We start from the raw sequence: 12,973 nt of genomic DNA, 5'->3' as shown, positions 1-12,973 counted from the left end.
TCTACAGTCCCATCACGAGCCTGAGCGCGATCGAAAACATCACCACGCCGATGAGCGCTTCGAGGACACGCCAGGCGGCCGGCTTTTCGAACAGCGGCCGCAGGCGCCGGGCGCCGTAGCCGAGCGAGAAGAAGAACAGGAACGAGGCGCACATCGCACCGGCTGCAAAAGCCGCCTGCGCACCGGGAAACCGCGTCGAGATGGTGCCGAGCAGAACCACCGTGTCGAGATAGACATGCGGATTGAGCCAGGTCAGCGCAAGGCAGGTGGCGAGCGTGACGCCGAGACCACGGCCCGTTTGTCCCGAGATGTCGAGTGCGCCCGACGCCCTGATGGCCGACCAGAGGCTGCGCGCACCATAGACGAACAGGAAGGCAGCGCCGCCATAGCGCATGACCGGATCGATCCCCGGCAGGATCTCGGCGATCTGGCGGAAGCTCGTGACGCCAAGGGCGATCAAAGCCGCATCGGACGAAGCGCAGGCGAGGCAGACGGCGAAGATATGCTCGTTGCGCAGGCCCTGGCGCAGCACGAAGGCGTTCTGCGCGCCGATCGCGACGATGAGCGTCAAGCCCATCGCGAGACCGGTCGTGAAGGCGCTGAGCGTCATGTCGTCAAGCATGGAGGCAGGTGGCATCGAACTCTCCCGAAGCGGATGCGCTTCGATAGCGAGCGGTCGAGGATTAGGATAGTTAAAGATCCTAATCGCGATGAAGGATAACTAATGGCACTCGACTATGTGTCGCTGCGGGCGGTCTCGACCGTCGTGCAGACGGGGAGTTTCGAGAAGGCGGCGCGCGTGCTGAACGTCACGCCATCCGCCGTATCCCAGCGCGTGAAACTCCTGGAGGAGCGTCTGGGAACGGCGCTCGTCATCCGCGGTTCGCCCTGCATCGCAACCGAGAAGGGCGCGTGGCTCTGCCGGCATGTGGAGACGGTCGGCATGCTGGAAAGCGAGCTTTTGACCCACCTGCCCGCCCTTGTCGATCCGCTGTCACCCGGCGCCCGTGTCACGCTTCACATCGCGACCAATGCCGACAGTCTCGCCACATGGTTCCTGACGGCGGCTGCGGCCTTCTCGCACGACGCGCCGCATCTCCTCGGCATTGCGGTGGACGATCAGGATCACACGGCCGAATGGCTGCAACAGGGGCGCGTGCTGGCGGCGGTCACATCGCTCGAATCGCCGATTTCCGGCTGTCGCCGCACGCCCCTCGGCGCCTTGCGATACCGGGCGACCGCCAGCCCGGATTTCGTCGCGCGATATTTTGCCGACGGCATGACGCCGTCCGCCTTTACCCAGGCGCCGTCGCTGACCTTCAACCAGAAAGACCGGCTTCAGAGCCGGTGGCTTCGCCAGACGCTCGGCGAGGACCCCGTGTGCCCGACCCACTGGTTGCCCGCGACGCAGAGTTTTGTGGAGGCGAGCCTTTTGGGAATGGGTTGGGGCATGAACCCGGAGATCCTTGTCGCCGAGCATCTGGCGAGCGGCCGGCTGGTCGAACTCGTTGCGGACACGCCGCTGGATATCCCGTTGTTCTGGCAGATCAACCGGCTTGCGGGAGATCAGTTGACTGCCCTGACGCGGGCCGTGGTCGATGCGGCCCACAAGGCCTTGCACGGGCACGCTTAGACGGAACGGAGTTGATATCCCGTCCCCGTCAGGCCGCCCCGATCCTGGCCGTGAACGGGATCTACTGACCCGGCAGACCGTCGTCCCGCACGCCCTCGGGATGCTCCGGCCACTTGGCGCCGTACTTCTTTTTCCAGGCGCGGGCGCCGAAGGGCAGCGAGGCGAGATAGGCGATGGCGGTGATGACCATGGTTTCCCAGGTAAAGCTCATCAGGGTCGCGACATAGATGACGACGGCAAGGATGACCGGGAGGACGAGATCGCGGCGGACGCGGTTTTCCGACTTGCCGGACCAGACCGGCAGGCGGCTGACGAGCAGAAAAGCGATCAGCAGCGTATAGGCCGAGAAGATCAGGCCCATGGTGCGGCTGGGCTCGATGCCGATGAGGCCGAGATAGACCGGAAGAAGCACCAGCATGGCGCCGGCCGGCGCGGGCACGCCGACGAAATATTCCGACTGCCACTTGGCCTTGATGTCCCGCTCCGCCATCACGTTGAAGCGCGCCAGCCGCAGGCCGGCGGCAATCACATAGATCAAAGCGGCGATCCAGCCGATCGACTTGGCCTCGTCCAGCACATAGGCGAAGAGGACCAGCGCCGGGGCGACGCCGAAATTGACGATGTCTGCGAGCGAGTCCATCTGGACGCCGAATTTCGAGGTGGCCTTGAGCAGTCGGGCGATGCGCCCATCCACGCCATCGAGAAAGGCCGCCACCAGAACCATGGCCACCGCCAGCTCGAACCGGCCTTCGAACGCCAGACGCACGCCGGTGAGGCCTGCGCAGATCGCGAGAACCGTGATCAGGTTGGGGATCAGCAGCCGCAGCGGGATCTCCCGCAGGCGCGGCCCGCGCGCCTCGTCATCATGGGGCCCATTCGGCTCATAGGGGGGAAACGGCGTCGTATCCATGGCGCTTGGGTCCTCGGGGCACAGGCGGGACGTTGCGTCCCTGCGGGGGTATCTTCAGGTCGATATAGCGCTGCGGCGGACGGGTTCCAGCGCAGCCGCGCAGCCTCGGGATCATACCAGCTCGATCGCGATCAGGCCGGCTCGATCGCGATCGAGCCGGTGTCTGGCGCGTCAGTCGCGGCGGCCGAGGGTCGGTCCCTTGTCGGAGCCGAACTCCGCCAGCACCGTTTCGCCGGCGATCGCAAGCTGCCCGAGGCTGACGCGCGGCTCGGCACCGGCCGGCAGAAACACGTCGAGGCGCGAGCCGAAGCGGATGAGACCGAAGCGCTGACCGGCCTGCAGCTGCTCGCCTTGCGACGACCAGCAGATGATGCGCCGGGCCACGAGACCGGCGATCTGCACCGTGCCGATGGCGCCATGCGCCGTCTCGATGACCAGGCCGTTGCGCTCGTTCTCGCTGCTGGCCTTGTCGAGTTCGGCATTGACGAACTGTCCGGCGCGATAGGCGATGCGGGTGATGGTGCCGCGCATGGGGGCGCGGTTCACGTGGCAATTGAAGACGTTCATGAAGACGGAGATGCGCAGCATCGGCTCGAAGCCGAGGCCGAGCTCTTCCGGGGGAACGATGTGCGCGATCGACGAGACGCGGCCATCGGCGGGGCTGATGACGAGATCGTCATCGACCGGCGTCACGCGTTCGGGGTCGCGGAAGAAATAGGCGCACCAGGCCGTGAGAAGGAAGCCGATCCAGAGCAGCGGCTCCCACAGAAAGCCGAGAAGAAGAGAGACGACGAAGAACCCGGCAATAAACGGGTAGCCGGCCTTGTTGATCGGCACCAGCGTGTTGCGAACGGACGTAATCAGGCTCATGAGGGCAGCGTCTCCATTAAACTCCGGTCCTGCACCTATAGGGAATCATCTCTGGCGGCAACAAGAGCGGTCTGCAGGGGATATGGGACGCCGTTCACAAAACGCGAGGGCGGCACGGCGCAAAACGCACCGCATCGGACACGCGCTCCCTGCCATTGACCGCGGAAGAACGACACGTATAACAGTTCTTCCTTAAGTTCAGAGGGACTGACATGCTGGCGTGTTGCATCGACCGGAACTATGCGGAGCTTGCGGCCGTCATGCTGAGGTCTGCGCATCTCAACGGCAATATTCCCGATGTCGAATTCTGCATTCTCGGCGATGGCCTCAGAGCATCCGACAAGGAGAAGATCCGGACATCCGTCGGACGGCCGATTACCTTCATCGACATCGACGAAGCGATGCTCGGCGAAATTCGCTACCTGAAGACGACGAACGCCTGGAGTCGCGTGATCTATGCTCGGCTGCTCTTGCCGGACTGTGTCGGCGAAAACCATTCACGCATCGTCTATCTCGATGCGGATACGCTTGTCGTCGGCGATATGTCCTATCTCTTCAACGTGCCGCTCGAAGGCAATCTGATTGCCGGTGTTCGAGCCCGTGGGATACGAAAGCTCGCCGACATGAACAGGGAAATCGGGCGAAGCGACGGAGCATTCTACTTCAACTCCGGCGTCCTCGTCATTGATGCCGCCAAATGGCGGAGCGAGAAGATGAGCGAGAAAAGCTTCGAGCTGCTCAACGCCAGACCCTTCTCCTTCCCGGACCAGGATGTTCTCAATCTTCTCGCCGATGGCCGGACGCTGCAGCTGGATGGGCGGTGGAACGCGCAGATGATGGAAGAACGTGCGGATACGGTCATCGTGCACTTCACCAAGGCGAAGCCGAACTCCGAAGAATGCCGCCATCCGCAGCAAAGTGCATACCTTGCGTTGCGTGCGGATACGGCCTGGGCGGACGCGCCTTTGCGCACGAAACGCCAGCGACGCTGGAAGCGCATCGGTCATTCGATCCGGAAAAGGTGGCTGGCGATCCGGAAAAGGTGGCTGGCTGTCCGGAAAAGGTGGCTGGCTGTCTGACGCCGCTTCGAAGCGGCGCGCTCCCGGCCCTGAGCGGTGCCCGGGCTGGAGCGTGCCCTCGACTGCACGCCCGGCCGGTCAGCCCGCCTCAAACCGCTGGCGGGCGGCGGGTGACGATGCCGAGATCGTCTTCGTCCTGAACCTTCTTCAGCTGCTCGGCGGCCTGCGTCGCCTCGCGCTGGCGGCTCCACATCGAGGCGTAGAGGCCCTCGCGGTCGATAAGTTCGCCATGCGTGCCGCGTTCGGCGATGACGCCGTCCTTCAGCACGATGATCTCGTCGGCCTGGATCACGGTCGAGAGGCGGTGGGCGATGACGAGGGTCGTGCGGTTGCGCGAGACGATGTCGAGGGCTGCCTGGATCTCCTGCTCGGTGCGGGTGTCGAGCGCCGAGGTCGCCTCGTCGAGGATCAGGATCGGCGGGCTTTTCAGCACCGTACGGGCGATGGCGACGCGCTGCTTTTCGCCGCCCGACAGTTTTAGTCCGCGTTCGCCGACCATGGCGTCGTAGCCCTCCGGCAGCGTCTTGATGAAGCTGCCGATCTGGGCGATCTCGGCCGCCGCCTCGACCTCGGCCTGCGAGGCGGAGATGCGGCCGTAGCGGATGTTGTAGGCGATCGTGTCGTTGAACAGCACCGTATCCTGCGGCACCATGCCGATCGCCGCGCGCAGGCTCTTCTGCGTCAGGCTGCGGACATCCTGACCGTCGATGGTGATCGACCCCTGCTGGACGTCGTAGAACCTGTAGAGCAGCCGCGACAGGGTGGACTTGCCGGCACCCGACGGGCCGACGACGGCGACGGTCTTGCCGGCGGGCACCTCGAAGCTGATGCCCTTGAGAATCGGCCGCGCGGGATCATAGGCGAAATGCACGTCCTTGAAGACGATGGCGCCCTTGTCGATCGACAGGGCTTTGGCGTCGGGCGCGTCGACCACCTCCGCCTGGACTTCGAGCAGATCGAACATCTGCTCGATATCGGTGAGGCCCTGTCGGATTTCGCGATAGACGAAGCCGATGAAGTTGAGCGGGATCGACAGCTGCATCAGCATGGCGTTGATGAAGACGAAATCGCCGATCGTCTGCTCGCCGCGCTGCACCGCGAGCGCCGACATCACCATCATGATCGCCGTACCCAGTCCGAAGATCACCGCCTGGCCAAAGTTCAGCCAGCCGAGCGAGGTCCAGACCTGCGTCGCCGCCTTCTCGTAGCGCGCCATCGACTGGTCGAAGCGCGTCGCCTCCATCTGCTCGTTGCCGAAATATTTGACGGTTTCGAAGTTCAGGAGCGAATCGATCGCCTTGGTGTTGGCGTCCGTGTCGCTGTCGTTCATCGAGCGGCGGATGGCGATGCGCCAGTCGCTCGCCTTCACCGTGAACCAGATATAGACCGCGACCGTGACGGCGGTGACCAGGAGATAGGAGAAGCCGTAGCCCCACCAGAAGATCGCGGCGGTCAGCAGGAATTCGATCAGCGTCGGCACGGTGTTGAGGATGGTGAAGCGGACGATCGTCTCGATGCCTTTGGTGCCGCGCTCGATGATGCGCGACAGGCCGCCGGTGCGGCGCTCCAGGTGAAAGCGCAGCGACAGCTGATGCATGTGGACGAAGGTGCGATAGGCGAGCTGGCGGACCGCATGCTGGCCGACGCTCGCAAAGAGCGCATCGCGCAGCTGGTTGAGGCCGGCCTGCAGCAGCCGCGCCAGATTATAGGCGACGACCAGCATCAGGGCGCCGGTCATGACCGCCGGGAGAATGCCGGTCATGTCGGCACGGCCGTTCAGCGCGTCCGTCGCCCATTTGAAGAAATAGGGCACGAGCAGCAGCACGACCTTGGCGACGAGCAGGATCACCGTCGCCCAGACCACGCGCATCTTCAGGTCGGCGCGGTCGCTCGGCCACATATAGGGCCACAGGTTGAGGATGGTCTGCAGCGGATTGCCGGCATCGGCCGACACGGTCTTCTTCTGGTCCGTCATGTCTCTTCGATTTCCAGCCGGCGGGGCCTGCGGCCGACAAAAGCGTGCCGGTCAAACGTGCAAACGGCGCCCCCTGCGGGAGGCGCCGTTTGCGTCGATCATCACATAGGCTTCCCCGGCTGTCGCGGCAATGGCTTGGCGCCATGCCTTTCTGCGCCGTGTGCCCGAACTGCCGCCGTCAGGGCACCTGGCGCATATGCCGGCGGTGGATTTCCTCCGACTGCGCATCCGGCATGGCCTTGTCCGGCACGCCGAAGACCTGACCCGGCAGGATGCGGTCGGGATCGAGGATCTGGTCTTCGTTGGCGACGTAGATCGTGGTGTAGCGTACCCCTGCGCCATAGACGCGGCGCGAGATCTGCCACAGCGTATCGCCGCGGCGGATGATCACCGAGCTCTTGCTCTGCTGCAACGGCGCCTGCTGCACCGTCTGCGGCTCGCTGCCGGCCGTCTGCGAGGACGGCGCGACGGAGCGCTCGGCTGTCGTGGGATCAGACGGCGCGGCGGGTGCCCCGCCGGCGACGGGTTGATCGGCTCCGGCCGGAGCGGTGGTCGTCGTTTCGCTCGTCGTCGCCTGAGACGGGGTCGCCTGAGACGTGGCCGGCTGAGAGGCCGTTGGCTGAGCAGGTGTCGCCTGACCTGCCGGTGCGGGCGTCGTCGCGTCGGCCGGGGTGTTTGCCAACACCGCAGGCGCCGTTTCCAGCACGCGGGTCATCGCGGTTTCGAGGCGGCCGAGAACGGCGCCGACGGCGGCGGCATCCCGCGGCAGCGGCTTCAGGATCGCCAGCGCATCGGCCGCCGCCTTGGTGGTGGCGTTGACGCGATCGGCAAGGCTTGCCTGCATGCCGGCCACCGGCTTGACGTTCGCCAGCGACGTCAGGGCGATTTCCGTGGCGGAGCGGGCCGCTGCGAGCTGGTCGAGGCCGGGCAGCTTGCCATCGGCATAGAGGCCCTTCAGCAGCGCGAAGGCCTTGGCGGCTTCCATGCGCGAGGCATCGAAGATGGCACCGTCGAAGGCGGGATCGGAGCCGCTGGCCGGCGTCTGGGCGACGGCGGAAATCTGATCGCCTTCCGGACGCTCGAAGGGAACGGCGGCGCGCATCTGCACCTTGCCGTCGGCACCGAGCATATCGACCCGGATGACGTGCTGGCCGACGGACAGCGCGCGATTGCCGTCGATCACGAAGCGGCCCTGTGCATCCGCCTTGCCCTCGCCGACCAGCTGGTCGTCGGCATAGATGCGCACGGTCGCGCCCGGACGCGCCGTGCCGGCAATGAAGAGCCTGCCACCCTCGATCTCGACGGCGGACACCGCAACCGGCGAGGCCGGCGCCCCCTCGGATGTCGAGGTCGTCGTGCCGTTGGCGTCGGGAGCGGAGGCGGCCGGTGCCTGCAATGCGGCCTGATCGCCCGTTGTCGGCGCCGCGGCGGACGGCGTGCTTTCGGCCGATGCTCCGGTTTGGCCCGTTGCTGGCTGGCCCGTTGTTGGCTGACTTGTCGCCAGCTCGCTCGGAGCGGTCAGGATGCGGCTTGCCTCGCCGGGCTTCGTCACCATGGCGAGAAGCTGGCCGTTATCGACCTTGGGAATGGAAACGGTGGCGACCTCGTCGGAGGCGGTGACGGTGCCCGACGGCGTCGTGCTGCGCAGCGTCAGCTGGTAATCGCCGGGGGGAAGCGGCTTGTCGAACACCGCCGCGAAATCGCCCGTTCCGCCCACATCGGCCGTACCGACGACGGTATTGCCGTTGACGATCTCCAGCTTGCTGTTCGGCGCGGCGCGGCCGGCAATCACGGTCGAGCCGTCCGGCTCGACGCGCAGCACGTCGAAGCTCGGCGCATCGGTGCCCGCGGCGGTGCCGGCCGGCGCGGCTGCGGTGGAGGTTGCCGCAGGTGTCGTGGTCGGGGCCGCGGCGGTCTCGCCCGAGGGCACCGGCTGGGCGGAGGCGTCCGGCTGACCGGCTGCTGCCTGATCTGCGCCCGGCGCAGGCGTCGGTGCGGGCTGGCTTGTGGCATCCGCCGGCTTTGCGACATCGCCGGCGCCGGGGCGATCGCCCTTGCCGTCGGCCGTCGTGGTGGCGCCAGAACCCGAGAGCGCGCCCGGTGTGCCCGGCGCTCCATCTGCGGGGCTCGAGCTTCCGGCACCCGCACTCTTGGCGCCCGCACTCTCGCCACCATCGGAGGCTGCCTTGTCACCGACATTGGGCAGCACGACGAAGATCATCAAAAGCGTGGCGATTGCCAGCACGACGAGCGCAACCAGACCTGCCGTATTCTTCCTCATGCACCTCTCCACCACGGACGTTTCGACTGACCGTGTTCAACGAAAACGCTTACCGTGTCTTTCGGCCTCGCCGGGAGGCCTTATCGTCTTGCGCGCTTGCATCTCCGCACAACGCGCATCTCTTGAAATTGCTAGCGATATCCAGCCCTCTCCACAAGCAGCGATGCATGTTCTGACGACTTTGAAAGCGCCTTTTTACAGATTTTACCTGATGCGTACCTTGACGCGGTGCAGGACCGGATGTCTGCTTCGCCCATGAGCGATCAACCTGTTCCGATTCGATCCATCTGCGTCTATTGCGGGTCCCAGCCCGGACGTGAGCCCGACTTCATGGATGCGGGGCGCAGGCTCGGCAAATCCATCGCCGAGCATCATCTGCATCTCGTCTATGGCGGCGGCACGAAGGGCATCATGGGGGCCGTGGCCAGCGGCGTGCTTTCCAATGGCGGCCGCGTCACCGGGATCATACCAGAGTTCCTGATGGACATGGAGGCCACCCGGCATTCGCTCGGTCAGCTGAGCGAACTGGTCGTCACCGCCGATATGCACGAGCGCAAGCACAAGATGTTCGAGCGGGCGGATGCTTTCGTGACGCTGCCGGGCGGCATCGGCACGCTGGAGGAGATCGTCGAGATCATGACGTGGGCGCAGCTCGGGCGGCACCGCAAGCCGATCGTGCTCGTCAACATCAACGGTTTCTGGAACCCGCTGATGAAGCTGATCCACCACATGGCCGATAGCGGCTTCATCCACACGGCGCATCTCGTGCAGCCACTCGTCATCGACAATCCGGACGAGGTGGTGCCGGCGCTCAAGGACCATTGGGCCGGCACGGTCGATCGCGACGGCGAGAGCGGCATCATCGACAAGATGTAGGCTCAGTCCGCGACCGCATCTTGCGCAGCCGCCGTGGGTGGCCGCTTCGGATCAGGGAGTGCGGAGCGCTGCCGCCTGCCGGGCGTTGCGGCTCTCCACGAGCATCGAGCCGGTATAGATCACCAGCGCCATCCAGATCAGCCCGAAGGCCATCAGCTTCACCATGCCGAACGGTTCATGGAAAACGAAGACCGCGATGAGAAACACCATGCTCGGCGCGATATACTGCATGATGCCGATGGTGGAGAGACGCAGCAGCTTGGCGCCATTGGCATAGAACAACAGCGGCACGGCGGTGACGACACCGGACGAGACGAGCCAGGCCACGTCGGTCATGCCGGTATCGGTAAAATGCCCCTGCCCCGATGCCTCGAGATAGACGATATAGGCGAGCGACGGGACCGAGAGCAGCATGACCTCCAGAAAGAAGCCCTGGTTCGGGCCGACCGGCAGCGTCTTGCGAAAGAACGCGTAAAACCCCCAGGAGATGCAGAGTCCAAGCGACACCCAGGGCAGACCGCCGGCATCCACCGCGATGATGGCGACGGCTGTGACAGCAAAGCCGATGGCGACCAGTTGCGCCCGGTTCAGCTTTTCCTTGAGGAGCACGGCGCCGAGGAAGATCGAAAAGAGCGGGTTGATATAATAGCCGAGCGCCGCCTCGAGCGTCCGCCCGACGCTGATCGCCCAGACGTAGACGCCCCAGTTGAAGGTGACGAGCGTCGCCGTGAGCGACGCCATGATCAGCATGCGGGGCGAGCGCAAGGCCAGTTTCAGATCGGCGGTGCGGCCGAGCCACAGGATGAAGCCGCCGACGAGCGGCACCGACCAGACGATGCGATGCGCCACGACTTCGGCTGCCGGAATATGCCCGATGCCCTTCATGAAGAGCGGCAGAACGCCCCAGAAAAGATAGGCGATGGTGGCAAGCAGGAACCCGCGGGGGCTGTCGCCATTGCCGGGCACGGCGGCTGCAGCCATCGGCTTGGGTGTCACGTCGGCCATATCGCGGCCCTCCTCCGGCCTTTTGTCCTGCTGACGGGCGCGCGTTTCCCCGCGTCACGTCATGGCTGCGGCTTACGCGAAAAGGCAGGACCACTCCAATTCATTTCCCTGAACGATCAACGAATTCTGGTGACACACGACGGTCGCTTTTGCCTGCAAGGTTCGCTGCCGAGAGGAAGCCGGCATCCTGCGTGCCCCAAGGGTCGCAAGGATCCGCGTCTGGTGTAGGATACCGGCTTCAGAAGATCCGGCACGAAAGGAACGTCATGTCCACCCCCTCAGCGCCCGTCCTCCCGTCCCAGCGCCCTTCCGCCCTGACCGTCTCCCGGCGCGCCTTTCTCGGCGGCCTCGCCTCGGCCTCCGGGCTGGTGATGCTGCATCCGTTTGCCGCCCGCGCGGGCGCCAATCAGGCCCATCTGCGCATCATGGAAACGACCGACATCCACGTCCACGTCTACCCCTACGATTATTACGGCGACAAGCCGAACGAGACGCTGGGCCTGTCGCGCACGGCCTCGATCATCGACGCGATCCGCGCCGAAGCGGGCAACACCTTCCTGGTCGACAATGGCGACTTTCTGCAGGGCAACCCGATGGGCGACTTCATGGCTTACCAGAAAGGCCTGAAGGACGGCGACGTGCACCCGGTCATCAAGGCGATGAACCTGCTCGGCTACGAGGCGGGCACGCTCGGCAATCACGAGTTCAACTACGGGCTCGACTTCATGGCGAAGGCGCTGGCCGGCGCGAACTTTCCTTACGTCTGCGCCAACCTGACGACGGGAACGCTGGCCACGGACCCGACCAGGGACGCGCTGTTCTTCAAACCCTATACGATCATCGAAAAGACCGTGACGGACGGAAGCGGCGCGGCGAGCCCGCTCAGGATCGGGCTGATCGGCTTCGTGCCGCCGCAGATCATGCTCTGGGACGTGAAGAACCTCGAAGGCAAGGCTCAGACGCGCGACATCGTGGAAGCCGCACGCGCCTGGGTGCCGGTGATGAAGGAAGACGGCGCCGACATCATCGTCGCCCTGTCGCACTCCGGCATCGACGGCACAGGCCAGACCGATCGCATGGAAAATGCCTCGCTCTATCTCGCCGGCGTCGAGGGCATCGACGCGGTGCTGACCGGGCACCAGCATCTGGTCTTCCCCGGCCCCAAAAGCTTCGACGGAATTGCGGGCGTGGATCCGGTCAAGGGCACGCTGCAAGGAAAGCCGGCGGTCATGGCGGGTTTCTGGGGCTCGCATCTCGGGCTGATCGATCTGCTGCTGGAAAAGGACGGCAAGCGCTGGAAGATCGTCGATTTCACCACCGAGGCGCGGCCGATCTACCACCGCGAGGACAAGAAGGTCGTGGCCGACGTCAACGATCGGGCCGACATCCTGACCGCCGCCAAGGACGAGCACGAGGCGACGCTCGCCTATGTCCGCACCCCCGTCGGCAAGACCTCGGCGCCGCTCTACTCCTACTTCGCGCTGGTGGCCGACGATCCCTCCGTGCAGATCGTCTCCCAGGCGCAGACCTGGTACATCAAAGGCATGCTGAAGGAGACGGCGTGGAAGGACCTGCCTGTGCTCTCCGCCGCAGCGCCCTTCAAGGCGGGCGGGCGCGGCGGCGCGGATTACTACACCGACGTTCCCGCGGGCGACATCGCCATCAAGAACGTGGCCGATCTCTACCTCTATCCCAATACCGTGCAGGCCGTGGTCATCACCGGCGCGCAGGTGAAGAACTGGCTGGAAATGTCGGCCGGCATGTTCAACCGGCTGACGCCGGGCGGCAAAGACCAGCCGCTGCTCAGCGCCGGTTTCCCATCCTACAATTTCGACGTGATCGACGGCGTGACCTACGAGATCGACCTTTCCCAGCCGCCGCGTTTCGACACGGACGGGAAGCTCGCCGATGAAACCGCCCACCGGATCACGGATCTGACGTTCGACGGCCAACCCATCGATCCCGCACGGACATTCGTGGTCGCCACCAACAATTACCGCGCCGGCGGCGGCGGCAAATTCCCCGATATCGCCAGCGACAAGGTCGTCTTCGCCGCCCCCGATACCAACCGCGACGTCATCGTCCGCTACATCCACGCGGAGGGCACGATCAACCCCGCGGCCGATGCCAACTGGCGCTTCAAGCCGACGCCCGGAACGACGGCGCTGTTCGAGACGGGGCCGAAGGCGCGGCCGCTGCTCGGCGAGGTCAAGGCCGCAAAGATCGAGGATGCCGGCGATGGCGCCGACGGGTTTGCGACATTCCGATTGGTGCTGTGAGGCCAAATCCATCCGAGACCTCGTCAGCCGCGAAACCAATTCCGGTTCGAGATGACATGCGATAG

10 protein-coding genes are annotated in these 12,973 nt (G+C 65.0%); 4 read left to right on the top strand and 6 right to left on the bottom strand.

Annotated features, from left to right (window positions below):
- Position 1: 1 nt before the first annotated feature.
- Positions 2–622, bottom strand: a complete 621-nt coding sequence (locus ASG39_RS10025) for a LysE/ArgO family amino acid transporter (RefSeq protein ID WP_156468110.1) — start codon at positions 620–622, stop codon at positions 2–4.
- A 102-nt stretch (positions 623–724) separates the two neighbouring features.
- Between ASG39_RS10025 and ASG39_RS10020 the strand changes: the two genes are divergently transcribed.
- The gene (locus tag ASG39_RS10020) at positions 725–1,633 is read left to right on the top strand and encodes a LysR family transcriptional regulator ArgP (protein ID WP_062594826.1); all 909 of its coding nucleotides are present in this window, start codon (positions 725–727) and stop codon (positions 1,631–1,633) included.
- A 61-nt stretch (positions 1,634–1,694) separates the two neighbouring features.
- Here ASG39_RS10020 and pssA read toward each other — a convergent pair whose 3' ends face one another.
- On the bottom strand, positions 1,695–2,543 hold the full coding sequence (gene pssA, locus ASG39_RS10015) for a CDP-diacylglycerol--serine O-phosphatidyltransferase (protein WP_062594825.1): 849 nt from the start codon (positions 2,541–2,543) through the stop codon (positions 1,695–1,697).
- 171 nt (positions 2,544–2,714) lie between these two features.
- Positions 2,715–3,413: a phosphatidylserine decarboxylase gene (locus tag ASG39_RS10010; RefSeq protein WP_062594824.1), complete on the bottom strand. Its 699-nt coding sequence runs from the start codon at positions 3,411–3,413 to the stop codon at positions 2,715–2,717.
- A gap of 212 nt (positions 3,414–3,625) precedes the next feature.
- On the opposite strand from ASG39_RS10010, the gene ASG39_RS10005 reads away from it, so the two are divergent.
- Positions 3,626–4,492 carry a glycosyltransferase family 8 protein gene (locus ASG39_RS10005; protein ID WP_062594823.1) on the top strand — a complete coding sequence of 289 codons (867 nt, stop codon included), beginning with the start codon at positions 3,626–3,628 and terminating at the stop codon, positions 4,490–4,492.
- Positions 4,493–4,580: 88 nt separating this feature from the next.
- Here ASG39_RS10005 and ASG39_RS10000 read toward each other — a convergent pair whose 3' ends face one another.
- Both ASG39_RS10000 and ASG39_RS24225 read right to left on the bottom strand, forming a co-directional pair.
- Positions 4,581–6,467: an ABC transporter ATP-binding protein/permease gene (locus ASG39_RS10000; protein ID WP_062594822.1), complete on the bottom strand. Its 1,887-nt coding sequence runs from the start codon at positions 6,465–6,467 to the stop codon at positions 4,581–4,583.
- A gap of 178 nt (positions 6,468–6,645) precedes the next feature.
- Positions 6,646–8,748, bottom strand: coding sequence for an Ig-like domain-containing protein (locus ASG39_RS24225; RefSeq protein ID WP_062594821.1), 2,103 nt, complete (start codon positions 8,746–8,748; stop codon positions 6,646–6,648).
- 255 nt (positions 8,749–9,003) lie between these two features.
- Between ASG39_RS24225 and ASG39_RS09990 the strand changes: the two genes are divergently transcribed.
- A complete protein-coding gene (locus tag ASG39_RS09990; protein ID WP_082477116.1) occupies positions 9,004–9,624 on the top strand; it encodes a TIGR00730 family Rossman fold protein in 621 nt (206 codons plus the stop codon).
- 51 nt (positions 9,625–9,675) lie between these two features.
- Here ASG39_RS09990 and rarD read toward each other — a convergent pair whose 3' ends face one another.
- Positions 9,676–10,605, bottom strand: coding sequence for an EamA family transporter RarD (rarD, locus tag ASG39_RS09985; protein WP_062594959.1), 930 nt, complete (start codon positions 10,603–10,605; stop codon positions 9,676–9,678).
- Between the two features lie 290 nt (positions 10,606–10,895).
- On the opposite strand from rarD, the gene ASG39_RS09980 reads away from it, so the two are divergent.
- On the top strand, positions 10,896–12,908 hold the full coding sequence (locus ASG39_RS09980) for a bifunctional 2',3'-cyclic-nucleotide 2'-phosphodiesterase/3'-nucleotidase (RefSeq protein ID WP_062594819.1): 2,013 nt from the start codon (positions 10,896–10,898) through the stop codon (positions 12,906–12,908).
- Positions 12,909–12,973 lie beyond the last annotated feature (65 nt).

This window comes from Rhizobium sp. Leaf371 (genome assembly GCF_001424045.1).
Taxonomy (GTDB): domain Bacteria; phylum Pseudomonadota; class Alphaproteobacteria; order Rhizobiales; family Rhizobiaceae; genus Ferranicluibacter.
Note: the sequence above shows the minus strand (reverse complement) of the source record. Positions and strands in the feature narration are given on the sequence as shown.